General features: G+C 71.4%; 20 protein-coding genes and 1 riboswitch. Of the genes, 2 read left to right on the forward strand and 18 right to left on the reverse strand.

Going from position 1 to position 23,853, the window contains the following annotated elements; all coding sequences use genetic code 11:
• Positions 1–3: 3 nt before the first annotated feature.
• Genes HNR02_RS30620 through HNR02_RS36895 form a run of 3 tightly spaced genes read right to left on the reverse strand, consistent with a single transcriptional unit; the run spans position 4 to position 3,703 of the window.
• Positions 4–1,644 carry a DUF885 domain-containing protein gene (locus HNR02_RS30620; RefSeq protein WP_179777110.1) on the reverse strand — a complete coding sequence of 547 codons (1,641 nt, stop codon included), beginning with the start codon at positions 1,642–1,644 and terminating at the stop codon, positions 4–6.
• Positions 1,641–3,296 carry a DUF885 domain-containing protein gene (locus HNR02_RS30625; protein ID WP_179777111.1) on the reverse strand — a complete coding sequence of 552 codons (1,656 nt, stop codon included), beginning with the start codon at positions 3,294–3,296 and terminating at the stop codon, positions 1,641–1,643. The genes HNR02_RS30620 and HNR02_RS30625 overlap by 4 nt, the downstream gene beginning before the upstream one ends.
• 32 nt (positions 3,297–3,328) lie before the next feature.
• The gene (locus HNR02_RS36895; RefSeq protein WP_179777112.1) at positions 3,329–3,703 is read right to left on the reverse strand and encodes a hypothetical protein; all 375 of its coding nucleotides are present in this window, start codon (positions 3,701–3,703) and stop codon (positions 3,329–3,331) included.
• Between the two features lie 474 nt (positions 3,704–4,177).
• On the opposite strand from HNR02_RS36895, the gene HNR02_RS36620 reads away from it, so the two are divergent.
• On the forward strand, positions 4,178–5,077 hold the full coding sequence (locus HNR02_RS36620) for a DUF4352 domain-containing protein (protein WP_312861295.1): 900 nt from the start codon (positions 4,178–4,180) through the stop codon (positions 5,075–5,077).
• Between the two features lie 9 nt (positions 5,078–5,086).
• Here the strand turns inward: HNR02_RS36620 and HNR02_RS30640 are convergent, their stop codons facing one another.
• The 14 genes from HNR02_RS30640 to pgeF all read right to left on the reverse strand — a co-directional run bounded on the left by HNR02_RS30640 (position 5,087) and on the right by pgeF (position 21,508).
• Entirely contained in the window at positions 5,087–6,013 is a 927-nt protein-coding gene (locus HNR02_RS30640; protein ID WP_179777113.1) for an RluA family pseudouridine synthase, read from the reverse strand.
• Complete coding sequence (gene lspA, locus HNR02_RS30645; RefSeq protein ID WP_179777114.1) at positions 6,010–6,582, reverse strand: signal peptidase II; 573 nt, start codon at positions 6,580–6,582, stop codon at positions 6,010–6,012. The genes HNR02_RS30640 and lspA overlap by 4 nt, the downstream gene beginning before the upstream one ends.
• 887 nt (positions 6,583–7,469) lie before the next feature.
• Complete coding sequence (locus HNR02_RS30650; protein ID WP_312861226.1) at positions 7,470–8,804, reverse strand: aminotransferase class V-fold PLP-dependent enzyme; 1,335 nt, start codon at positions 8,802–8,804, stop codon at positions 7,470–7,472.
• A gap of 34 nt (positions 8,805–8,838) precedes the next feature.
• A riboswitch (SAM riboswitch) is annotated at positions 8,839–8,953 on the reverse strand.
• 46 nt (positions 8,954–8,999) lie between these two features.
• Entirely contained in the window at positions 9,000–10,478 is a 1,479-nt protein-coding gene (locus tag HNR02_RS30655; protein ID WP_179777116.1) for a potassium/proton antiporter, read from the reverse strand.
• A 133-nt stretch (positions 10,479–10,611) separates the two neighbouring features.
• The gene (locus HNR02_RS30660) at positions 10,612–11,304 is read right to left on the reverse strand and encodes an ArsR/SmtB family transcription factor (RefSeq protein ID WP_179777117.1); all 693 of its coding nucleotides are present in this window, start codon (positions 11,302–11,304) and stop codon (positions 10,612–10,614) included.
• A gap of 44 nt (positions 11,305–11,348) precedes the next feature.
• Complete coding sequence (locus HNR02_RS30665) at positions 11,349–12,935, reverse strand: penicillin-binding transpeptidase domain-containing protein (RefSeq protein WP_179777118.1); 1,587 nt, start codon at positions 12,933–12,935, stop codon at positions 11,349–11,351.
• Between the two features lie 40 nt (positions 12,936–12,975).
• Complete coding sequence (gene ileS / locus HNR02_RS30670; RefSeq protein WP_179777119.1) at positions 12,976–16,146, reverse strand: isoleucine--tRNA ligase; 3,171 nt, start codon at positions 16,144–16,146, stop codon at positions 12,976–12,978.
• Between the two features lie 428 nt (positions 16,147–16,574).
• Positions 16,575–17,252, reverse strand: a complete 678-nt coding sequence (locus HNR02_RS30675) for a hypothetical protein (protein WP_179777120.1) — start codon at positions 17,250–17,252, stop codon at positions 16,575–16,577.
• Positions 17,253–17,362: 110 nt separating this feature from the next.
• Complete coding sequence (locus HNR02_RS30680) at positions 17,363–17,959, reverse strand: hypothetical protein (protein ID WP_179777121.1); 597 nt, start codon at positions 17,957–17,959, stop codon at positions 17,363–17,365.
• Between the two features lie 76 nt (positions 17,960–18,035).
• On the reverse strand, positions 18,036–18,869 hold the full coding sequence (gene wag31 / locus HNR02_RS30685; protein ID WP_179777122.1) for a DivIVA-like cell division protein Wag31: 834 nt from the start codon (positions 18,867–18,869) through the stop codon (positions 18,036–18,038).
• A 53-nt stretch (positions 18,870–18,922) separates the two neighbouring features.
• Positions 18,923–19,207 (reverse strand): YggT family protein, encoded by a 285-nt coding sequence (locus tag HNR02_RS30690; RefSeq protein WP_179777946.1) that lies wholly within the window; start codon positions 19,205–19,207, stop codon positions 18,923–18,925.
• A gap of 178 nt (positions 19,208–19,385) precedes the next feature.
• Positions 19,386–20,009 carry a cell division protein SepF gene (locus tag HNR02_RS30695; RefSeq protein ID WP_179777123.1) on the reverse strand — a complete coding sequence of 208 codons (624 nt, stop codon included), beginning with the start codon at positions 20,007–20,009 and terminating at the stop codon, positions 19,386–19,388.
• 66 nt (positions 20,010–20,075) lie between these two features.
• Positions 20,076–20,810 carry a YggS family pyridoxal phosphate-dependent enzyme gene (locus HNR02_RS30700; RefSeq protein ID WP_179777124.1) on the reverse strand — a complete coding sequence of 245 codons (735 nt, stop codon included), beginning with the start codon at positions 20,808–20,810 and terminating at the stop codon, positions 20,076–20,078.
• Positions 20,807–21,508, reverse strand: a complete 702-nt coding sequence (pgeF, locus tag HNR02_RS30705) for a peptidoglycan editing factor PgeF (RefSeq protein WP_179777125.1) — start codon at positions 21,506–21,508, stop codon at positions 20,807–20,809. Before pgeF ends, HNR02_RS30700 begins: the two co-directional genes overlap by 4 nt.
• Before the next feature lie 78 nt (positions 21,509–21,586).
• Here pgeF and HNR02_RS30710 point away from each other — a divergent pair, with 78 nt between their 5' ends.
• Positions 21,587–22,423, forward strand: a complete 837-nt coding sequence (locus HNR02_RS30710) for a hypothetical protein (RefSeq protein ID WP_179777126.1) — start codon at positions 21,587–21,589, stop codon at positions 22,421–22,423.
• A 25-nt stretch (positions 22,424–22,448) separates the two neighbouring features.
• Here the strand turns inward: HNR02_RS30710 and ftsZ are convergent, their stop codons facing one another.
• Complete coding sequence (gene ftsZ / locus HNR02_RS30715; RefSeq protein ID WP_179777127.1) at positions 22,449–23,765, reverse strand: cell division protein FtsZ; 1,317 nt, start codon at positions 23,763–23,765, stop codon at positions 22,449–22,451.
• Positions 23,766–23,853: the final 88 nt, after the last annotated feature.

Genomic DNA, 23,853 nt, shown 5'->3' on the forward strand with positions numbered 1-23,853 from the left:
ACATTACCGGCTGGTAATCCAGTCCGAAACCACCCGGTCGAGCACCGGCAGAGGAAGGATCCCATGTCCGAGCACCACGTCATGGAAATCACGAACGTCGAACCGCTCACCCAACGCGCGTTCGGCGGCCGCACGGATCCGCTGGATCTCGAGCCGCCCGGCCATGTAGGACAACGCCTGGCCAGGGCAGCCCGCATAGCGGTCGATCTCCTCCTCGATCTCCACCGGCGCCATCGGCGTGTTCTCCCGGAGGTAGTCCACCGCCTGCTGCCTGCTCCAGCCCAGGGCGTGCAGCCCCGTGTCCACCACGAGACGGCCGGCGCGCATCGCGTCCTGGGTGAGCATTCCGAGCCGGGCCACATCGTCGGAGTACAACCCCATCTCGTCGGCCAACCGCTCCGCGTAGAGTCCCCAGCCCTCGACGTAGGAGTTCACATCGGCGATCCTGCGCAGCAGAGGCAGTTCGAGTCCCAGCGCGAGCGACAGCTGGAAATGATGGCCGGGCACCGCCTCGTGGTACGCGACCGCTTCACTGACGTGGCGGAACCGTTCACCGGCCTGCGAGGTGTTCGCGTAGTAGATGCCCGGACGGGAACCGTCGAGCGCGGGTTCCACGTAGTAGGCGATGGTGCCCGCATCGGCATCCGTGTCAGGGACCGGCCGGACTTCACACCGCTCGGCGGGGGTGGTCCGGAACCACCGGGGTGCCGCGGCCTCCGCGCGCTCGATGGCCGTTCGGGCCGCGGCCAGCAGCTCCGCACCGCTGCTCCAGCGCAGCCCGGGGTCCGTGCGAAGGAGGGTGAAGATCTCACTCAGCTCGGTGGTGCCGAAGACGCGGCTCCCGAGGGACCTGAACTCACCTGCCAGATCCGTGATCAGCGTCAGCCCGATGTCGTGCAGTTCCTGCGCCGAGCGATCGGTCGTGGTGTGCGCGCGGATAAGCCCGGCATACCTCATCAGGCCGCCCGGTTGCCAGCACAAACCGGGTTCCTCGGCGGGCCGCGCGCGCGGCTTCAGATCCTCGGCCAGGAACCGGCGATACCGAGCCAGGGCGGGGCGAACAAGGGTGTCCAGCGCTGTGTCCCGCTCCGCGGCCAGCGCCTTCGAACCGACGTCGAGCCGAAGCGGTTCGATCACGGGCGAGGCGAGCAACCGGTCGAAGTAGCCGATCGCCGCGTCCACGAGGAACCCGGGCGGGATGAGGCGGCTGCGGCTCTGACGTTCGATCACCGCATCCACGAAGGACGGGATCGCGGCCAGCCTGGCGACGAAACCCGTCGCCCGGACCTCGTCGGTCAGCTTGATCATCGGCAGGGTGATCAGCAGCAGCTGAATGGGAGCGGTGAAAGCGTCACTGACGGCGAACTCGGGCAGCTTCGCGTCCAGGAGGTCGACAGCAGCGCGTGCCTGCTGCACCACGACGTCACGAGTCAGTACCGCCTCGGGGTGGAGCCCCGTGACGTCGAGCGCCTCGGCTCGGGCGGCGATGTCGAGACAAGTTTCTCGATGCCGGGCTTCCGCTTCTTCGCTGAGGTCGGGCAGGCGGTCATGACTGCCCGGCAGGCCGAGCACGGAGGGCCGCAGTGGATCGGCCTCGAACAACCGGTTCGTGAGCTCGTCGGCGAGGTCGTCCACCTGGCTCATGCGCGGGTGATCCACTCGTCGACCACAGCCTCCAGCACCGACAGGGGAAGAGCGCCGCCGCCCAGCACCAGATCGTGAAAGGCTCGGATGTCGAACCGCTCCCCCAGCGCTCCTTCGGCGCGGGCACGCACGCGCTGGATCTCCAGACGGCCGACCATGTACGACAGCGCCTGGCCGGGATAGGCGATGTAGCGGTCCACCTCGGACTCGATCTCCACTTGGGGCATGGGTGTGTTCTCCCGCAGGTAGTTCACGGCCTGCGCCCGGCTCCAGCCCTTGGCGTGCAGGCCGGTGTCCACGACGAGGCGGCCGGCACGCATCGAGTCCATGGTGAGCATGCCGAGCAGGGCGACATCGCCGGAGTACAGGCCCATCTCCTGCGCCAGTCGTTCGCTGTAGAGGCCCCAGCCCTCGGCGTAGGCATTGAAGTCCCCGATCCGGCGCAGCAGGGGGAGATCGGTCAGTGTCAGGGCGGTCGACAGCTGGAAGTGGTGGCCGGGGATGGCCTCGTGGAAGGCCGTCACCTCGGCCGCGTGCCGGAAACGCTCGGTCACCTCATGGGTGTTGGCGAAGTAGATCCCGGGCCGGGAGCCGTCGACAGCCGGTTGCAGGTAGAAGGCTGCGGGCCCGCCCGGCGCTTCGGCCGGCGGCACCGGTTCCACGATCCACGGGTGGGGAGGAATCCGGCCGAACCACGACGGCGCGGCCTGCTCGGCGCGGCTGATCGCGGCACGGGCAGTGTCGAGCAGTTCCTCGGCACTGCCCCAGCGGAGATCAGGATCAGTGCGCAGACGGTGAAAGATCTCGGACAGATCGGAGGTACCGAAGACGCGGGAACCGATGGCGGTGTACTCCCCGGCGAGTTCACGGATGAGCCGCTCGCCGGTTTCGTGCAACTCGTCCGGGCTGCGATCGGTTGTGGTGTGTGTCCGGGCGAGCGAGGCGTAGATCCGTTCGCCGTCCGGAAGCCAGCACACGCCCGGCTTCTCCGGCGGCCGGCCGTGGACAACGATGTCGGTGACCAAGACATCGCGGTAGGCAGCGAACGCGGGCCGGACGACTTCGGCCAGCAGCCGGGCGCGCTCATCGCCGAAGCCCTCGCTGGGCGCGGGCTGGCGAAGCAGCGGATCGGCGTCCGGTGCGGCGAGATAGCGGTCGAGGTGCGCTATGGCGGCACGGACGAGGTGCTCGACAGGCAGCCGTCCGGCGGCGACGCCCGCACGGTGGCGGTCCGCGGCCTGCTCAAGGTAGCGCGGGATGGCGGCGAGCCGCCGAAGGTGGCGGCGGCCCTGTTCGTCGTCCGGCACGCCGATCATCGGCAAGATGGTCAGAAGGCCGACTGCGGGTGCGACGAAGATGTCGCTGACGGTGAACTCGACGAGGTGAGTGCTCAGCCGGTCCAGATTGCCCCGGGCCTGGCTGAGGAGCACCTCCCGGGTCACCCTGTCCCTGGCGTCGAGTCCCGTGGGATCGACGGCCTCGGCCCGCTGGACGAAACCCGCCAGCCGGTCGCGGTAAGCCGCTTCCGCCTCCTCGCTCAAGTCCTCGAGCCCGTCGCGATCGGACTCGAGACCCAGCACCGCAGGCCACAGCGGCTCCGCGTCGAACAGGGCGTCCACGAACTCGTCGGCGAGCTTCACGACCTCGGTCATCCATCCATCCCACTGTCGGCGTTCGGCTGTCGTCAGCCTAGAACCATCGCGCCGTCCTCCGGGGTGAAGAAGCGGACGACGGAGGCGAGACGGTAGCGTTTCCAGCTGTGGCCGTGACCGATCCCGCCGATGCCCGCCTGCTCGCCGCCCTGGCCGAGCTGGGCAAGGCGGCCGTGCACGAGCTCGCGGCCAAGGTCGGGATGGACCCGCGGGAGGCCGCATACCGGTTGGTGGCCCTGTCCGGCAGTGGGCTGCCCCTGCTGGTCGGCGTGGAAAGCGACCCACAGGGTCTGCGCTCCGCGCTCGCGGGAGCGTTCCAGGCCGGGCCGGTGCAGAACGCACCGCCGGTCCAGGGCGTGCCTTCGGGGCCGTACCAGGTTCCTGCCGGGCTTATGGCGCCATCGCACGGGCCGGCATCCCCGGCCCATCCGGGGCAGAGCGTGCCCTCCGGCTCGGTTCCCGCCGGGCAGGCGGGAGGCGCCGGTTATCCCACCTACGGGACCGGCCCTGGATATGCTTCGCCGGGCGCACCCGGTCACCCACCCCACAACAGCACTTCCGAAGCTGCCGGCGGGCATTCCGCGTATCGCGGGACCAGCAGCCCCGGCGGTGCTTTCCCGGAGTACCCGGCCCCGGGCGGGGCCATCGGGCCGGGGAGCGTTTCTCTCGACCACTCGACACACGCCGGGCCCGGTGGAGCGGCGCATGGCGGGCAGTTCGGTTCAGCCGGCGCGCTCCCTGATCGCCCGGCATACGGCGGTTCCGGTGGGCCTGCTCCCGAGTACGCGGTCCCTGGCGGGATCGTGCCCGGGGCTACCGGCGGACACGTCCCGCACAGCGCGTCGCCTGCCACCGGTGGGCATCCGGACCAGGCCTCGGTCATCAACAGTCCTGGTGGTGGGACGGCTGCAGGAGGCCCCGGTGGGTATCCGGGACCGGGGACGCCGCCTGGTGGACCGGGCGCCGGCTACCCCGTGCAGTCCGGGCCCTATTCGGTGCCGGGCTCGTCAGCTCCCCAACCGGGGCAGGGTATGCCCCCCGGGCCCTTTGCCGGACCAAGTGCCGGCCCGCAAGCGTCCCAGCCCGCGCAGCCCGGACTGTATGCCGGCCCGGCAGTTGCTCAGCCGGGGCAGGGCGTTCCGTCGGGACCGTACGCGGTACCGGGTGCCGGTTCGTCGGCGTCCGCACCGGGGCAGGTACCGAGTGGTCCCTACGGCGTCCCGTCGGGTCCTTACTCCGCACCCGGCGCGTCGGCCTCCGGCCAGGTCGCGGCGCTCGACCCGGTGATCAGCACGTGGGGGCCGCCGCAGACCGCGTCGTGGGCGCGTGGGGACCAGCGGCCCGCTCCCCCGCCCGGTCCGCGCACCGGCAAGATCGGCGACAGCCTGGCCAGTCAGGGACTCGAGGGTGAGCAGCTCGCGGTGCAATTGCTGGAGGTTCAGGATCCCGCGGACTTTCTGTTCGGCGCGGCCGGCTACCGCCTCGAACCGGGTGAGCGGGCCGTCGTGGTGCACACCGAGGTCACCAACAAGGGCCCGATCCCGTTCGTCTCGCTGCCGGACAACTATCTGGAGCTCATCACCGTCGACGGGAATCCCATCGCGAAGGCGCCGGTGTCGCTGACGTCCCGGCCGCCACACAAGATCGGCGTCCAGCCGGGCGAGACGGCCGGCGGCCACACCGTGTATGTGTTGCCCGAGTCGACGCGCGTGGTGTCGGTGCGGTGGAGCCCGCGGCCCGAGCCGGATGAGCGGTCGCTGACCTGGTCGCTGGACGACTGACCGGCCGCTTCAGCTTTCGGCGCGCAGCACGTCGAGCGCGTGGGACAGGTCTTCGGGGTATGGCGCCTCGAACTCGACCCACCGGCCGTCCGACGGGTGGGCGAAGCCCAGCGTGCGCGCGTGCAACCACTGTCGCGTCAGCCCCAGCTTGCGGGCGAGCACGGGGTCGGCCCCGTACGTCAGATCCCCCGCGCACGGATGCCGCAGCGCCGAGAAGTGCACGCGGATCTGGTGGGTGCGCCCGGTCTCCAGCTTGACGTCGACGAGCGACGCCGCGCGGAAGGCTTCGATCACCTCGTAGTGGGTGACCGACGGACGGCCGCCCGCGACCACCGCGAACTTGTAGTCGTGACGCGGGTGCCGGTCGATGGGGGCGTCGATGGTGCCGCGAGTCGGGTCCGGGTGGCCCTGCACGACCGCGTGGTAGCCCTTCTCGACGGTGCGTTCCTTGAACGCGCGCTTGAGCACGGTGTAGGCGTGCTCGCTCTTGGCGACGACCATGACACCCGTGGTACCCGCGTCCAGCCGGTGCACCACGCCCTGCCGCTCCGCGGCACCGGAGGTCGACACGCGCAGTCCTGCGGCGGCGAGCCCGCCGACGACGGTGGGACCGGTCCAGCCGGGGCTGGGGTGCACCGCGACACCGACCGGCTTCGACACGACCACGATGTCTTCGTCGTCGTGCACGATGCGCAGGCCCTCGACCGGTTCCGCGACCACCTCGACCGGGTTGTCGGGGTCAGGCAGCGTCACCTCGAGGAGCACCCCGGCCGAAAGGCGGTCGGACTTGCCGGCTGCCCGCCCGTCGAGCAGGACGTCCCCGGACTCGGCCAGATCGGCGACCACTGTTCGGGAGAGGCCGAGCAGTTTCGCGAGACCGGCGTCCACGCGCATGCCGTCGAGCCCGTCGGGGACGGGCAGCATCCGGGCGCTCAACGCTTCGCCTTGCCCTTCACGGTGCCGTCGTACTCGCGGCCCAGCAGCGACAGCAACACGATCAGCACACCGCCGACGCAGATCGCGGAGTCGGCGACGTTGAACACGGGCCAGACGTCCCCGTTCGGCGCGAACACCGAGATGAAGTCGACGACATGACCGCGCAGCACGCCAGGCGCGCGGAAGAGCCGGTCGGTCAGGTTCCCCGCGGCGCCGGCCAGGATCAGCCCCAGCCCGATCGCCCAGCCCACCGACCGCAACCGCCCGGCGAACCAGATGAGCGCGACGACCACCCCGATCGCGACGATGCCGAAGATCCAGGTCATCCCGGTGGGCCCCATGCCGAAAGCCGCGAACGGGTTGCGGATCAACTGCAGGTAGACGAATCCACCGAGGAGCCGGACCGGCTCGTGCCCCTCCAGGGTCGCCACGACGATCGACTTGGTGACGATGTCGAGGGCCAGCACCACGACGGCGATCAGGGCCAGCAGCAGCGAACGCCGCTGGGGCGGATCCACCGGCTGCTCGTCGGGCACGGTGTCCGGGGAGGGTTGGGAGTCACTGCTCACCACGCCATTGTCCACGCTGTCCGGGCAGGCACGGCAACGGCCGGTCGTGACGGGAAGCCGCAGCCGGGCGGACGTACGGGTTGCGGGCAGGTCAGACGGACGAGACGAGGGGACGACCCGGGCGGTGGACGATTGCCGGACAGGGGCCGGTGGAGGCGCCATTCGCCCTTCCGCGTCTGAGCCCCGCGGGAGCAGGACTTGATGGTGACGGGCGGGGGTGGCCGAGGTCAGGCGAGCGTGCACGGCCGCCGAGCGGGCGAGCCAGGGACGGACCGGACCAGCCGGGCCGCGCGGGGCCAGGTGGGCCGGGCCGGGCCGCGCAGCGCAGCGCCGGGCCGCTCCGTACCGGGCAGGCCGGGCAGGACCAGGCGGGCCGAGCCGGGCCGGGGAGGACCAGGCGGACCGGGCAGGACCAGGGGCGGGCGGGCCGAGCCGCGCGGGGCCGGGTCGGGCCGTACCGGCCGGGCCGCGCAGGGCCGCGCCGCGCAGGGCCGGGCCGCTCCGTACCGGGCAGACCGGGCAGGACCGCGCCGGGCGAGGCACGCTGAGCTGGGCCAAGCAGCCATTCGCCCGAGTGGGACCGAGCCGAGCTGGATCGGGCCGGAGGCAGGCCGGGCCGGAACGGACGAGGCCCGGCCTGAGCGGGACGAACCCCGGGCCAGACCAGGCACAGCACGGGTCAAGTCCGGGCGGCGCCGGACGGCAGCGTGCGCTCGGCCCGTGGTCCGGACACCTGATTGCGTTGACCGTCGGTCACCAGGGAGGCTGCTGCCGAAGCCCCCACCACACCCCACTCCTCCATGCCGAAGCCCAGCTCACACCAGACGCCCCCAGCACACCCTTCGAAGCCGAGGCCCGATAGGTGCGTGCAGCGGGCCGGGAAGGGGTCAGCGGAGGAAGGCGGGGAGTGGGCGCGGGTCCGGCGACGGGGCCCATTGGCCCTCGACCAGGGCGTAGGTCCATCGGGGGCCCCTGGCGACCACCTGACGCAGAGCTGTGATCAGCCGGTCCACGTGTTCGGGCGTTGTGCCTAGCCCGAGGCTCACTCGCAGCGCCTGCGTGCCCTCCTCGCCCGTGCGCGCCACCAGGCGCGAGACCGCGATGTGCGCGCAGAACGCTCCGTCGCGGACGCCGATTCCGTATTCGGCGGAGAGGACCGCCGCGAGACGGCCCGGGTCCGTTCCCGTGAGCACGAAGCTGACCGTTCCGACCCGTGACACGCCACCGTCGAACAGGCGCAACTCGCTCAACCCCGGCACCGCCGCCAGGCCACGTTCGAGCCGGTCCAGCAAAGCCTCCTCGTGGGCGATGACGGCGTCCCACGACGCGCTCAACCGCTCGCAGGCCACACCCAGCGCGTACACGCCCACCGTGTTCGGCGAGCCGGCCTCGTGGCGTTCGGAGGCGCCGGCCTGCCACGCGACGCCCACGGCCTCCCCGTTGCGGCGCACCGACTTCGTCGCGCCGCCACCCGCCAGGTACGGGTCCGCGGCGCGCAGCCAGTCCGCGCGGCCGATCAGCGCGCCCGCCCCGAACGGCGCATACAGCTTGTGCCCGGACAGTGCCACGTAGTCCACGTCCAGCTCGCGCACCGAGATCGGCCGGTGCGGGGCCAGCTGCGCGGCGTCCAGTGCGACGCGGGCGCCGTGCCGCCGGGCCACCGCCGCGATGTCCGCCACCGGCAACAACTCCCCGGTCACGTTCGAGGCACCCGTCACCACCACCAGGCGCGGCCCCTCCGGGCACGCCCGCAGCGCCTCGTCCACTGCGGACACCGCTTCGAGACGCGTCGCGGGCAACGGGATGCGCTGCACGTTCGGCCCGCGCCACGGCAACAGCGCGGCGTGGTGCTCAGTGTCGAACACCACCACCGACGTGCGCCGCGGCACGCTGCGGGCCAGGAGGTTCAGCGCGTCGGTCGTGTTGCGGGTGAACACGACCGCGTCCGACGGGCGGGCCCCGGCGAACCGGCGCAGCACGTCGCGGGTGCGCTCGTAGACCTTTGTGGACACCTGCGAGGCGAACCCGGCGCCACGGTGCACACTCGCGTAGTAGGGCAGGAACTCGTCCACCGCGCGCCGCACTTCGGCCAGGCACGGCGCGCTCGCCGCGTGGTCGAGGTTGGCGTAGTCCAGCTCACCGCCGGTGACCAACGGTACGGAAGCCGCGGCGGTCACAGCCGGGACGACGGGGGTGCCGACACGGTCGAGAGCGAGAGTCACCGAAAAGCTCCTCGGGTCCGGGACCCGCATGAGGGGTCCGCGCTTGCCCGCCGCACCTCGCGACGAGCCAGGTCCTCACCCGGGGCACCCCACCGCGGAAGGAGGGTTGCCGGCCAGCGAGCCGGGGCTTGACGCTGGCACTCATGACCTACCGCCACACCGTAGCCGATCCCCCGGCCACGGCGCCAGCGCCTCTCACCTGCCGGACTCGCCCTTCCAGCGGGCCAGCGGCCCGGCCCGGTCCACCGCGCGGATCCGGCGCTCGGCGGCCTCGCGCGCGGACTCCGTCGCCACGATCAGGATCTGGTCCCCACGCTGCAGGCGATCCGTCCGCTGGGGCGTGAAACTGCGCCCCTCGCGCACGATCAGGCTCAGCGAGGCACCGGTCGGCAGCCGCAGCTCGGACAGGTACACACCATGCAGGCGCGAGCCCTGGTGGACCTTGACCTGCAGCAGCTCGGCCTGCAACTCGTCCAGCGGGGCCGCGTCCACCGCGATCTCCTTGGGTTCGGTGTCGGCCGTCAACCTCAAGACCCGCGCGAGCGGGCCGAGCGTGGCACCCTGCACCAGCGTGAGCACGATCACGAGCACGAAGACCGCGTCGACGAGGTGCTGGGCGCCGTCGAACTGCTGGGAGAGCGGGATCATCGCGAGCACGATCGGCACCGCCCCGCGCAACCCCGCCCAGGACAGGAACACCTGCTCGCGCAGCGGGACCCGGAACGGCAGCTGGGTGATCAGCACCGAGACCGGCCGGGCGAGCAGCAGCACCACCGCACCCGCGATCAATCCGGGCACGATCGCCTCCAGCAGACGGCCGGGCGAGGCGAACAGGCCCAGCAGCACGAACAACCCGATCTGCGCGAGCCAGCCGAGGCCCTCGGCGAAGGACACCGTGTCGGACCGGTGCGGCAGCCGGGAGTTGCCCAGCACCACCGCGGCGACGTAGGTGGCCAGCAGCCCGGACGCGTGGAGCAGCTGCCCCGACGAGTAGGCCAGGAAGCACACGGCCACCGTCGCAAGTGGATACAGGCCGGTCGCGGGCAGCGCCGCCCGGCGCAGCGCCCACGCCCCGGCGAACCCGAGCACCAGCCCGAGCGCGAGTCCCGCGGCCAGTTCGTAGACCACCAGCAGCGGCAGCGACCAGTCGACCCGGGTGCCCTCGGCGAGCACGACGACCGCGATGTAGGCGGGCGCGTCGTTGATGCCGGATTCCAGCTCCAGCGCACCGACCAGCCGTTTGGACAGCCCCACCCGGCGCAGCACGGAAAACACCGCGGCCGAGTCGGTGGGCGCCAGCACCGCACCCCACAGCAGGGCCGCGCGCCAGTCCAGTCCGAGCAGCCAGTGCAGGGCGGGCCCGGTGATCGCGATGCTCAGCGCGACCGCCACCGTGGACAGTGCCACTCCCTGGCCCAGCGCGGGTTTCACCGCGGCCCAGCGGGTCGTCAGCCCGCCCTCGGTGAGGATCATGACGAGCGCCGCGAGCCCGAGCGCCTGGGTCAGGAACGGGTCGGAGAACTGGATGCCGAACCCGGCTTCGCCGAGCAGCACCCCGATCCCGAGGTAGAGCAGCAGCGACGGCAGGCCCAGCCGGGTGGAGAACCGCACCGCGAGGACGGCGGCCAGCAGGACGGACGCGCCCAGCCCCAGCACGACCGGCAGCTCGCCCACCCGCACCTCCCCTGCCCGGATTATCGGCTACCAGAATAGGGAGGCGGGATGGGAGCGGGTCATCCGAGGGTTCCGCCGGGCCCGGCGAGGCCGCGTTCTCCTTGCGCCCCAACGAGGGGCGCGGACCGCGATGTCAGGCGGCGCCGGGTCGCTCACCCGGAAGCTCGGCACCGAGCAGCGCCAGCGGTTCCTCCGCGGCCGGCATCAGACGTACCGCCCGGTCGGGCCGTCGCAGGAACCAGCCCTGCTCGACCCCGTGCGTGAACAACGCCGCCGGCAGCGCCCCGCCGAGGTGGTCGCGCCGTTCGGTCCAGTCCAGGCAGGCCCGCAGCAGCGGGCGCCGTCCGCCGGCCGGAACGGGCACGCCCAGCCCGGTCAGCACGGAACGACCGTGATCGGTCAGGGCGAGGCCGTCCGCCTCGTCGACGAGCCCGGTCCGCACCATGCCGTCGCGCAGGGCGACCCCCACGGTCCCGGCGAGGTGGTCGTAGCAGGTGCGGGCGAAGGCGAGGCGCCGCACGCGCAGCGAGTCGCGCAGGCCCGCCGTCGAGCGGTGTTCCGCGTGCTGGGCCAGGTGTTCGATCAGCTCGGCCACGCGCGGATCGCTGATCCGCACGTAGCGGTGGCGGCCCTGCTTGACCCCGGCGACGAACCCGGCCTCCTTCAGGCGCGTGACGTGCTCGCTCGCGGTCGAGGGCGCGATACCGGCCGAACGCGCCAGCTCGCCCACGGTCCAGGCGCGGCCGTCGAGCAGGGCCAGGCACATCGCGGCGCGGCTCGGGTCGGCGAGCACCGCGGCCACCTCGGCGAGTGCGATCGTTTCCACGCGGTCCACGCTAACCGCACGACACGTCGGTGCAGGCCGAAGTGTCAGGCCGCCGCGTTCAGGAACACCGACGACACCTCCACCGCGGGCTTGGACGAGTTCGACCCGAGCAGCAGCACGGCGAACGCGATGTCCTCGCGGTACCCGGCGAACCAGCCGTTGGCCCGGCTGCCGTCCCCGAACTGGGCGGTGCCGGTCTTGCCGTAGACGGTGCCGCTGCCGCGGAGCCCGGTCGCGGTGCCGCCGGTGACGACCTCCCGCATCATCGACCGCACCGCGTCCACGACCGCCCGCGACGGCGCCCGGTAGCCGGTGCCGACCTCGGTCGGCAGCTCCTCCCACAGCTTCGGCGTGACCGCCCCGCCGTGCGCGACCGTGGCCGCCATCAGCGCCAGCCCGAACGGGCTGGCCTGCACGGTGCCCTGCCCGATCGCCGCCTCGACCTGGTCCGCGGAGCCGGTGGTGACGACCACCTTGCCCGCCTCGGTGGTGATGCCGGGAATGGTGAAGTCGGCGTTGAGGCCGAACTCGTCCGCCGCCGCGGCGAGGGCGTCGGCGGGCAGGGCCGAGGCCAGCTGGGCGAACGTGGTGTTGCACGAGTGCGCGAACGCCGAGTGCAGCGGCAGCGGCGGGTAGGAGAACTGATCGTCGTTGGGGATCGTGCGCTGTCCGATGCGCGCTGTCGCCGGGCACTCCGCGACCGTGTCCGCGGACGTTCCGGACTCCAGCAGGGCCGTCGCCGTGGCGATCTTGAACGTCGAGCCCGGCGCGTAGAGACCGTTGAGCGCCTTGGGGTCCAGGCCCGCGGCGTCGTTCTGCGCCACGGCGAGCAGGCCGCCCGTCGAGGGCTGGATCGCGACCAGCATCGCGGGCACGGGGGCCGAGTCCACGGCCTTCTGCGCGGCGTCCTGCACCGGCAGGCTCAGCGTCGTCGTCAGCGGTGCCACCTCGACGTCACCCTGCCCGTACAGCACCTCCTGGACCACGCCGCCGTCGTCGGTGGCCACGACCGACCAGCCGCCCTGCGAGCGGCCCGACGCCGTGCGCTGCAACGCGGGAGTCAGCACCGGCCCCGCGCCGGGGCCCGCGGTGGGCCCGGCGGCCTCCCAGATCAGCACCGGGCGGCCGTTGCGGTCGACCACCGCGTTCTTGCCCGCCGCCGTGCGCACCGTGAGCAGCTGACCCGCCCGCAACTGCGGGTGCACGACCGCGGGACTCCAGTGCACGCGCCACGCCCTGTCGCCGCCGACCAGGTCGAGCGCGCTGTCGTAGGTCCACACCTTGCCCTCGGCGATCGTCCAGCCGACCGTGAACGCCGCCGTCGCCCGTGTCCCGCCCGGGGTGACCTGCCGCAGCTGGGCCGACACCGACCGCGGGGCCAGACCGCGTCGCACGTCGGACAGCGTCACGCTCGCCTCGCGTGGCGCGTCGGTCAGCGCCGCCGCGGCGTCCACGTCACCACGGGCGAACGCGGTCAGGAACCGGTTCGCGACCGTGCCAGCGTCCTCGGTGGTACCGCTGGCTCTCGGCTCTTCACCGGAAGATCCGCCGAGCACGACGACCACGGCCGCCACGACGATCGCGACGACCGCGGTGGCACCCCCTGCCAGGACCCACCTGCGCCAGCCCACGGGCGATACCCCCTGTTGGTGTTTCCCCTTCTTTCGGGGATCAGGGGGCCTTCGTTACCGCCACGGTGATCTTGTCCCCGTCGCCGACCGCGCCCGCGAACCCCTCCGCGACCTCGCCGTAGGACACGGAGTTCGCCAGCGTCTCGCCCGTGAGGAACTCCTCGTGGGCCTCCACCGCCGCCACCACGTCCGCGGGCGCGTCCACGGTCAGCACGATCCGGTCGGCCACGTCGAGACCGGCGTCGCGGCGCGCCTGCTGCACCACACGGACCAGGTCACGCGCCACACCCTCGGCGGCCAGCTCCGGCGTCACCGCTGTGTCCAGCTGCACGAGACCGGACCCGCCGGGCAGCTCCGCGGTCGCGCCCTCGTCCTTGGCCACCAGGCGCCGCTCGTATTCGCCCTCGGCCAGCTCGATGCCCGCGGCCACGACGGCACCGCCGGGCGTGGTCGTCCAGTCGCCCGCCTTGACGGCCTTGATCACCTTCTGCACGTCGCGGCCCAGGCGCGGCCCGGCGGCGCGGGCATTGACCGCGACCTCGAACCGGCCATGCGCGGCGACGTCGGTGCTCAGCTCCACGTCCTTGACGTTGACCTCGTCGGCGATGATGTCGGTAAAGCTCGCGAGCGCGTCCGCGTCGTCGGCCGCGATCAGCATCTTCGCCAGCGGCAGCCGCACACGCAGCTTGTTCGCCTTGCGCAGCGACAGCGCCGACGAGCACACCTGACGCACCCGGTCCATCGCCGTCACCAGCGCCGCGTCCGCGGGCAGCTCGCCCACCAGCGGCCAGTCCCGCAGGTGCACCGAACGGCCGCCGGTCAGCCCGCGCCACACCGCCTCGGTGGTCAGCGGCAGCAGCGGCGCCAGCGTGCGCGACACGACCTCCAGCACGGTGTGCAGGGTGTCGATCGCGTCCCGCTCGCCCGCCCAGAACCGTTCGCGCGACCGGCGCACGTACCAGTTCGTCAGCACCTCGAGGAAGTCACGGGCCGACGCGCACGCGCCCGCGATGTCGCAGATATCCAAAGCGGACTCGACATCGGTGACCAGTTCCCCGGTCTTGGCGAGGATGTAGCGGTCCAGCACGTGCTCCGAGTCCGTGCGCCACGTGCCCTCCACGCCCTCGGCGTTGGCGTACAACGCGAGGAAGTAGTAGGAGTTCCACAGTGGCAGCACGGCCTGGCGCACCGCGTCCCGGATGCCCTTCTCGGTGACGATCAGGTTGCCGCCGCGCAGGATCGGGCTCGCCATCAGGTACCAGCGCATCGCGTCGGAACCGTCCCGGTCGAACACCTCGTTGACGTCCGGGTAGTTGCGCAGCGACTTCGACATCTTCTGCCCGTCGGAACCGAGCACGATGCCGTGCGAGACGCACATCCGGAACGCGGGCCGGTCGAACAACGCGGTCGCGAGCACGTGCAGCAGGTAGAACCAGCCCCGTGTCTGCCCGATGTACTCGACGATGAAGTCGCTCGGATAGTGGTGCTCGAACCACTCCGCGTTCTCGAACGGGTAGTGCACCTGGGCATACGGCATCGAGCCCGAGTCGAACCACACGTCGAACACGTCCGGGATCCGGCGCATCGTCGACTTCCCCGTCGGGTCGTCGGGGTTCGGGCGGGTCAGCTCGTCGATGAAGGGCCGGTGCAGGTTGTCCAGCCGCACCCCGAAGTCGCGCTGCAGCTCGTCCAGCGATCCGTACACGTCGGTGCGCGGGTGCGCCGGATCGTCGGAGACCCACACCGGGATCGGTGTGCCCCAGTAACGGTTACGCGAGATCGACCAGTCACGCGCGTTCTCCAGCCACTTGCCGAACTGGCCGTCCTTGACGTGCTCCGGGTACCAGGTGATCTGCTGGTTCAGCTCGACCATGCGGTCCTTGAACGCGGTCACCTGCACGAACCACGACGACACGGCGCGGTAGATCAGCGGGTTGCGGCAGCGCCAGCAGTGCGGGTAGGAGTGCTCGTAGGTCTCGTGCCGCAGCAGGACCGGACCCTGCGCCACGACCGGGCCGGTGCCGTTCTTGAGGTCGCGGATGATGTCCGGGTTGGCCTCGAACACCTGCTTGCCCTGGTAGTCCGGCACGGTGGAGTCGAAGCGGCCATGCGCGTCGACGGGGGTCACCGGCACGATGCCCGCCGCGTCACCGGCGGCCTTGTCGTCCTCGCCGTAGGCCGGTGCCATGTGGACGATTCCGGTGCCGTCCTCGGTGGTGACGAAGTCGGCCAGCAGGACCTGGTGGGAGTTGGCGTTGCCGACGAAGTACGGGAACGGCGGCGCGTACTTGATGCCCGCCAGTTCGGCGCCCTGGTAACGCGCGACGACGGCGGGCTCCTCGCCGAGTTCCTTCGCGTAGGAGGCCAGGCGCGGCTCGGCGAGCAGGAACCGCTGTCCGCCGGACTCGACCACCACGTAGGTGACCTCGGGGTGCACCGCGGTCGCCTGATTGGACGGCAGGGTCCACGGCGTGGTGGTCCACACGAGCAGGTACGTGCCGTCGAGGCCGGTGCCGTTGCCCTCGATCCGGAACCCGACGGTCAGTGCCGGGTCCTGACGGCTGGCATAGGTCTCGTCGTCCATCCGCAGTTCGTGGTTGGACAGCGGCGTCTCGTCACGCCAGCAGTAGGGCAGCACGCGGTAGCCCTCGTAGACCAGGCCCTTGTCCCACAGCTGTTTGAACGCCCAGATCACCGACTCCATGTAGGTGACGTCGAGCGTCTTGTAGTCGTTGTCGAAGTCCACCCAGCGGGCCTGACGGGTGACGTAGTCGCGCCATTCGCCGGTGTAGCGCAGCACGGACTCGCGGCACGCGTCGTTGAACGCGGCGATGCCCATCTCGTCGATCTGGGACTTGTCGGTGATCCCCAGCTGCCGCTCGGCCTCCAGCTCGGCGGGGAGACCATGGGTGTCCCAGCCGAAGCGGCGGTCGACGCGGTGGCCGCGCATGGTCTGGTACCGCGGCACGATGTCCTTGACGTACCCGGTGAGCAGGTGGCCGTAGTGCGGCAGGCCGTTGGCGAAGGGCGGGCCGTCGTAGAAGACGTACTCGTTGCTGCCGTTCGTCCCCGGCTCGCGCGCGTCGATGGTGGCCTGGAACGTCCGGTCGGACTCCCAGTAGGCCAGCACGCTGTTCTCCAGCGCCGGGAAGGACGGCTGGGCCGGGACCTGGCCTGCCGGGCCGTCGCCGAGCTGGACCTTCGGGTACATCGGTGCGCTCCTCGCGGTGTCCGTCGCTCGTGGTGGATCGCTGCGATCCAGCACGGGGACGAAAGGCGCCGTCCGGGCGCTCCTCCGCGGTACCACCCCGCTTGCCCGCCGGAGGGCGGGCCACTTCGTTGACGGCTGTGACGGGCCGTACCCGTCCGGTTCTACTGGGGACCGGGGTCCCGTTCTTCCGGAGGCTCCCCGGTGATGGCCGGATCGACGCCCTGTCTCACCAGGTTAGCGGCCTCACGCAACCGGGTTTCCGGAGGGTCGCCGCACCGCGAGGGCCGTGAGCCCGGCTCAGACCCACACGGAAACGATCAGCGTCGCGGCCTCCGGAGCGAGTGCACCCCGCGGAGGCGGCGGTGGCCGATCGCGTCCCCGAGCGCCCCGCCGGAGAGCAGCAGGGCGACGTTGACGATGGAGTGCCACTACCCCGCCCTGGCCCACGTCATGCCGCTGTTGTCCATGAACAGCCGCATCTCGGTCCAGATGCGCTGCCCGTCCCGTGCCACACCGAGAAACTGGCACCGGATACCGGTGTCGATCGACTCCGTGGAGTACTCGCGGGGTTTCTCGACCAGCACCACGTCCGGGACCTCCTGGCACCGGACGGCGTCGTCGGGCGTCTGGTGGAGGTAGACGTAGACGTTGTGGTAAATGATCTTGCTCGTCAGCAGCTCCTTGTCCGGCCACAACTCGTACTCCGTCGCCAAGCTCGTGGACAGCAGCGATTCGACCACCGACCAGTGCACCGCCACCCCGTTGTAGGTCGTCGTGCAGTCCGAGGGAACGGAGCCGCCCCGGCAGGACGCGGTGATGGTGCCCGCCACGCTGGCCATCGACAGGGTTTCCTGACGAATCTTCTTGATGATCCGCTCTCGCAGGGGCGCGCCCTCGGGGGCGCCCGGCTCGGCCGCCTCGATTTCGTCGTAGTCCAGGATGTCCGGTTGTGGTCCGGTCAGCTCGACCGGCATCGGAGTGCCCACGATGCGCGGCGGCGGTGTGGACGTGACGACCGGCGTCGAGGGCGGCGGTTCGGGCTCGGGGGCGGGCGCACCGCAGGCACCCGTGAGTAGCAGAGCGGCCACGACCAGCAAACGGCGCACGGACGGAGCGTACTGGGCAGATGTGTGGAACGGGGACGATTCGCGCACGTGCCCGCACCGGTCGTCGACCTTCCGGCGCCGGCGGAAGTGCCACGGAGGTGGCGTGCGGTTCAGGCCTTGGACTCGTTCTTCGCGCGGTGGGCTTCCGCGAGGTGCGCGTCGGGGGTGCAGCGGGCGCACGGGGTGAAGCCGAGGTCCCTGGCCTCGCTCACGGAGATCGGGATGGTGTCGCGGTCGGCGAGCCAGCCGCAGTCCGTCAGGTGGTAGCGGGGGTGCTCGTCGACGACCACGACCTCGTCTTCGAGCTCGTCGACGATCTCGGCGTCGGACGGGGCCGTGGGCTCCTCGCCGGGCTCGCCCTCCTCGGTGGTACCCGTCAGCTCACCCGCGGCGGGCATCAGCGTGGTCTGGTCCGACGGCGCCTCACCGGCTTCGGCGGCCGCTGGTTCCGCGGCATCCTCCGGCGCGGCCGACTGCTCGGGCTTCTCGTCCTCATCCTCGTCCACGGCGGCGGACGCATCCTCAGCCGCGTCGCGTGCCGCCCGGCGGCGGGCGACGCGGCGCCGCACGAAGTCGGCTACCAGCACCAGCCCGGCGACGATCGACAAGCCGATCGAGATCCACGCCCACAGCGAGTTCGCCGTGATCAGGGCCGCGATCAGCAACCCCAGCGCGGCCAGAACCAGGATGAGAACGATGAAGAGCACGGTGAATTACAGCACGAACCACGCCCGGAACGGTTCCGACCCTCCCACGCGGAGTGCCGGAACCGTCACCGGTTGGTCAGCCCGCTTCGGCCCGCGGGCCGAACGAGTAGCCCTGGCTGGCGCCGGAACCGGACGTCGCCTGTCCCGTGTTCGAGGACGCCGAAGCCGGAGCCGCCGACCCGCGGTCGTCGAGCTCACGCAGCTGCGACTCGAGGAAACCACGTAGCCTCGTCCGGTACTCGCGCTCGATGGTGCGCAGTTCCTCGATCTTCTTGCCCAGCGCGGTCTTCTCGCTGTTCATCGTGTTCATGGTCTCGGTGTACTTGCGCTGCGCCTCGCGCTCGAGCGTCGTCGCCTTGTCGCGCGCCTGGCGCTCCAGCGTCTCGACCCGGGTGCGGGCGTCGTTGAGCATGTTCTCCGCACGGGTGCGCGCCTCGTTGACCATCGAGTCGGCCTTGGTGCGGGCGTCGGAGAGCAGCTGCTCGGACTTCGCGCGAGCCTCGGCGAGCATGCCGTCGGACTCGGTCTTGGCCTCGGCGGTCAACCGGTCGGCCATCTCCTGGGCCAGCCCGAGGACCTTCGCCGCCTGCACGTTCGGCTCGCCGCCGTCCGACATCGGGTGGGCCTGGGTCTGCTCGGCGGGCGAGGGCGGCGGGGGCACGGGGGCCAGGCGGCGCTCCTGCGGGCCGGAACCGGCGCGGGCGGCCTCGAGGTCGGCACGGCTGCCTTCGAGTTCGGCGTCGAGCTGCTCGACCTGCTGGCGCAGCTCGTTGTTGTCCTCGATGAGCCGCGCGAGCTCGGTCTCCACCAGGTCGAGGAACGCGTCCACCTCGTCCTCGTTGTAGCCCCGCTTGCCGATGGGTGGCTTGCTGAACGCAACGTTATGCACGTCAGCGGGGGTCAACGACATCAGATCACCTCACGCACTCCATGGCCTGCTCCGACACCCGGGTTCCCCCGAAGTCACCCGGGAAGCGCCAGTTGCATCAGTATGAACACAACCAACAGCAGCACCATAATCGATAAGTCCAGTCCGACGCCGCCAACGCGAACCATCGGAATGATCCTCCGCACCACGCGGACCGGAGGATCGGTCACTGTGTAGATGGTCTCCAGCGTCACCGCAACCCCGCCGGCGGGGCGCCAGTCCCGTGCGAAGGCACGCACGAGCTCCACCACGACACGCGCTGTGAGCAGCAGCCAAAAGACGAACAGCACGTAGTAGAGGACTAGCCGGACCGCATCCACGAACACCACTCTGCCACATCGCCGTGACCCCTGGAGCACCCGGAACACCCGGTCTGTCCGGGTCACGTAATCGAACTGTGATTTAGCCAACGGTTTCACCCGTTCGGCCCAAACTGCTACGAATCGTGATGGTGCGATCACACGGTTCCGGCCCCTTTTCCGGACCCTGTGATCGCGGTCAGTGACGAAGGAAAAGCCCGCCTTCGGCGATCCGGCGGCGCTCCTCCGCGGTCACCTCGACGTCCGGCGGCGAGAGCAGGAACACCTTGTTCGTGATCTTGTCCATCGACCCGCGCAGCGCGAACGCGAGACCCGCCGCGAAGTCCACGAGACGCTTGGCGTCCGCGTTCTCCATCTGGGTCAGGTTGATGATCACGGGCGCGCCCTCGCGGTAGGCCTCACCGATCCCCCGCGCCTCCACGTAGCTCGTGGGGTGGAGGGTGGTGATCTTCCCGAGCGCGTCCCGCGCCGCGACGCGGGCGGGCTCCGGCACCGGCCGCAGCCGCGCCACCGGTTCCGGCTGCCGGTCGACCGCGAGCGCGCCGTGCACCGAGGGTTCCGGTACGCGTGCCCGTGCCCGCAGCGGGGCCTCCTCCTCGTAGTCGGACCCGGCGCGGTACCGTCGGCGGGCACGCGGCAGCGGCTCCTCGTCGAAGCCGTCGTAGGCTTCGTCGTCGGCGTAGTCGCGCCGGTAGTCGTCGTCGTACCGGTCGGCGGCCTCGTACGAGTCGTAGCCGTCGTAACCGTCACTGTCGGCCGGGATCATGCCGAAGTAGGCCTTCAGCTTCTGCAGCGCGCTCATGCCTCTCCCTAGCCGCTCCCTCACCCTGACTACCCGGACGTGATCGCTCACTTCCGGGTGATCTCGCTACGGCGAGGCTAAACCGCGGGCGCCGAGCAACGCGGTTCCGACACGCACACATGTCGAACCGTGCGCGATGGCGGGTTCAAGATCAGCACTCATGCCCGCGGACAGTTCGGACGCCTCCGGATGGTTCCGCCGGAGGTCGGAGGCGGCTCCGGCCAGGCGCGCGAAGGCGGGCGCGGGGTCCTCGCCCAGCGGGGCGACCGCCATCACGCCACGCAGCCGCAGGACGTCGAGTCCGCTGATGTGGTCGGCCAGCTCACCCAGTCGGGGGAGCGAGCAGCCGCCTCGTGACGGATCGTCGTCGAGGCTGGCCTGGATGAGGACGTCGAGCGTGCCGGAACGCTCCCCCGCCTCGTGCGCGGCGCTCATCGCTTTGGCGAGGGCATCGGCGAGGCGGACCGAATCGACGGACTGCACCTCGTCGGCCCACCGCACGACCGACCGCGCCTTGTTGCGCTGCAACCGGCCGACCATGTGCCACCGCGGCTGGACGCCGGGCCGCAGCAGGCGCACCTCGCCGGCCTTGGGGCCGGCTTCCTGGTCGCGGTTCTCCGCGAGGCCGGTTTGACCGAGGTCGGTGAGCAGGGCCGCGTCGGAGGCGGGGAAGGTCTTGGTGACGGCGAGCAGGCGGACCTCCGATCGGGCCCGTCCAGCGGCCACGCACGCCTTGGCGATGCGTGCTTCGACAGCGTCGAGGGCCCGGGCGATCGCGTCCCGGCGCTGCTGGTCCGTCATTCCGGCTCGGTCCAGGTCAGCGCGGCGATGCGGCCGGTGGTGCCGTCGCGCCGGTAGCTGAACAGGGCCGGGTCCTCAGCCGTGCAGCGCGGGTCGACGCCGACCTTGCCCACGCCGGCTTCGGCGAGCTGACGCCACAGCCCGGCACGCAGGTCGAGACCGGGCTTGCCGCCGCGGGTGCGGGTGGCGCTGCCCGGCAGGTGCTCCTCGACGTCGGCGGCCATCTCCGCGGGCACCTCGTAGCACTCGCCGCAGATCGCCGGGCCGAGCAGGACCTCGATGCGGCCCATCTCGGCGCCTGCCGCGGCCATCGCCCGCAGCGCGGCGGGGAGCACACCGACCCGGGCGCCGACACGGCCCGCGTGCACCGCGGCCACGACACCGGTCCCCGGGTCGCCGAGCAGGACCGGCACGCAGTCGGCGACGAGCACGGCCACCGGCAGGCCCGGCGTGGTGGTGACGAGCGCGTCGGTCGCCTCGGCCGGGGCGGTCTCGGTACCGTCGACGACGGTCACGGTGCGGCCGTGCACCTGCTCCATCCACGCCACCCGCTCCACGCCGAGTTCCGCGCCCAGCCGCTTGCGGTTGGCCTCGACCGCGGCCGGATCGTCGCCGACGTGGTCGCCGAGGTTGAACGTGTCGTACGGCCGGGTCGAGACGCCGCCCGCCCTGGTCGTGACCACCCGACGGATGCGCAAAGTCCGCTACCTCCACTCGCCCGGTTTCTCCCGAGCCTACTGGGAACCGGATCGGGGTCCCGTGCGGTCTCAGGCACCGTGGATCTGCCGCCGCTGCCCGCCAGTGTCACCTCGCTCGTCGCGTCCGGGAAACTGCCGCCGGACGTGGCCGCCCTGTTCACCCCCGCCGGGGAGGAGGACTGGAGCGGGATCGCCGCGGCGGCGGAGGAGCTGCTGGCGGGCGAGGTGGCCGCGGACGTGCGCGGGCCGCTGGCGCTCGCCGCGGCCTACGGGCACCTGGACGACATCGAGTTCACCGACTCGGGGGAGATGACGGAACGCAACGACCGCGCGATCGCCCTGATCGACGAAGCGTGGGAGCACGGCGTGCCGGCGGAAGACCTGGGCGACCTCACCGACTTCACCCACCGCGTCCAGGACGTGGCGCACCTCGCCCGGGACACCGAGGACTACGTCGTGAAGCACGGCGCCACGGCCGCGACGCGGTTGAACCGGAAGCTGGAGCAGGCGCACGCGCTCTACGAGGCCGGTGACCGCGCCGCCGCGCTGCCGTTGTTCCGGGACGTCGCGGAGGCCGACGTCTGGGGCGAGTTCAGCGGCGCGTCGGACCGCTCCGACATCGGCTGGTGCCGGTTGCTGCAGGACGCCGCCTACCACGAGGGGCCCGAGGCGACGCGGAAGATCTGGCAGGAGGCGAAGGCGAGCCGTCACGCCGCGCGGTTCCCGTACCCGCCGTGGTCGTGCCCGCTGATCGAGATGCTTGTGGGCACGGGTGTGCCGGACCTGCTCGAGATCCTCGCCTCGGAGCGGCTGGCGCTGGCGCTGCGCGACGACGATCCGTGGGAGCTGACCGAGGACGAACGGTGGACGCTGTCCCGCGCCATCGACGAGGTCGAGCAGTACGACCGGGCCTGACCGCGCGGGTCAGGCCCGGTGGACGTCAGCGCCGCATGAACGGCGGGACGTCGACCTCGTCGTCGGAGGGGTCGTCGGTCACCGGGACCGCCCGGCTGGGCAGGCTGCCCTGGCCGCCGGTGGTGCGCGGCGACGGGTAGCTGCGGGAGCCGCCGCCGGGCTGCGGGAGCCCACCGGAGGGGGTGCCGTAGTTCGTGCCGGACGGTGGCGTGCCGTAGCTGGTGCCCGACGGCGGCGTGCGCGGCGGCGTCACCGGGAACCCGCCACCCGCGGGCGGGGCGGGCGGCGGCGTCGCCGGGGCCGCGGGCTCGGGCGGGCGAACCTGGCCCGCCTCCGCCGAGACCGTCGCCGAGCGGGTGCCCACGGACGGCGGCTCGAGCTTCTTGTGGGTGGGTGAGCCGGAGTCGAAACCGGCCGCGATCACCGTCACGCGCACCTCGTCGCCGAGGGAGTCGTCGATGATCGTCCCGAAAATGATGTTGGCCTCGGGGTGCGCGGCCTCCTGCACGAGCGAGGCGGCCTCGTTGATCTCGAACAGGCCGAGGTCGGACCCGCCCGCGATGGACAGCAGCGCGCCGTGCGCGCCCTCCATCGAGGCTTCCAGCAGCGGCGAGTTGATGGCCTTCTCGGCGGCTTGCACCGCCCGGCCCTCACCGCGCGCGGACCCTATGCCCATCAGCGCGCTGCCCGCACCGGACATCACGCTCTTCACGTCGGCGAAGTCCAGGTTGATCAGACCCGGCGTGGTGATCAGGTCGGTGATGCCCTGGACACCGGAGAGCAGCACCTCGTCCGCCGAGCGGAAGGCGTCCATCAGGCTGACGCCGATGTCGCCGAGCTGCAGCAGCCGGTCGTTGGGGATGACGATGAGGGTGTCGCACTCGTTGCGCAGCGACTGGATGCCGTCCTCGGCCTGCTTGCCGCGGCGCTTGCCCTCGAAGGTGAACGGGCGGGTCACCACGCCGATCGTGAGCGCGCCGAGCTTGCGCGCGATCGAGGCGACGACCGGCGCGCCACCGGTCCCGGTGCCGCCGCCCTCGCCCGCGGTCACGAAGACCATGTCGGCGCCCTTGAGCACCTCCTCGATCTCCTCGCGGTGGTCCTCGGCGGCCTTGTGCCCCACCTCGGGGTTGGCGCCTGCGCCCAACCCTCGCGTCAGCTCGCGGCCGATGTCGAGCTTGACATCGGCGTCGGACATCAGCAGCGCCTGCGCGTCCGTGTTGATCGCGATGAACTCGACACCTTTGAGGCCGACCTCGATCATGCGGTTGACGGCGTTCACACCGCCACCGCCGATGCCGACGACCTTGATCACCGCGAGGTAGTTGTGCGGGGGCGTCATCGGGTCCGCCTTCCTATCGTGATTCCTCGTACCGCTCACCGGGAGCGAAAACCCTCAACCTAAACTCAAGGTTCAGAGTTATGTCAAC

Origin of the sequence: Amycolatopsis endophytica (assembly GCF_013410405.1) — a bacterium.
GTDB classification, from domain to species: Bacteria; Actinomycetota; Actinomycetes; order Mycobacteriales; family Pseudonocardiaceae; genus Amycolatopsis_E; species Amycolatopsis_E endophytica.

What these genes read in the sequence shown, in the direction of transcription:
- HNR02_RS30620 (WP_179777110.1), bottom strand. Translation starts at nt 1,644, where the DNA reads ATGAGCCAGGTGGACGACCTCGCCGACGAGCTCACGAACCGGTTGTTC.
- HNR02_RS30625 (WP_179777111.1), bottom strand. Translation starts at nt 3,296, where the DNA reads ATGACCGAGGTCGTGAAGCTCGCCGACGAGTTCGTGGACGCCCTGTTC.
- ileS (WP_179777119.1), bottom strand. Translation starts at nt 16,146, where the DNA reads ATGTACCCGAAGGTCCAGCTCGGCGACGGCCCGGCAGGCCAGGTCCCG.
- wag31 (WP_179777122.1), bottom strand. Translation starts at nt 18,869, where the DNA reads ATGTCGTTGACCCCCGCTGACGTGCATAACGTTGCGTTCAGCAAGCCA.
- HNR02_RS30695 (WP_179777123.1), bottom strand. Translation starts at nt 20,009, where the DNA reads ATGAGCGCGCTGCAGAAGCTGAAGGCCTACTTCGGCATGATCCCGGCC.
- HNR02_RS30700 (WP_179777124.1), bottom strand. Translation starts at nt 20,810, where the DNA reads ATGACGGACCAGCAGCGCCGGGACGCGATCGCCCGGGCCCTCGACGCT.
- ftsZ (WP_179777127.1), bottom strand. Translation starts at nt 23,765, where the DNA reads ATGACGCCCCCGCACAACTACCTCGCGGTGATCAAGGTCGTCGGCATC.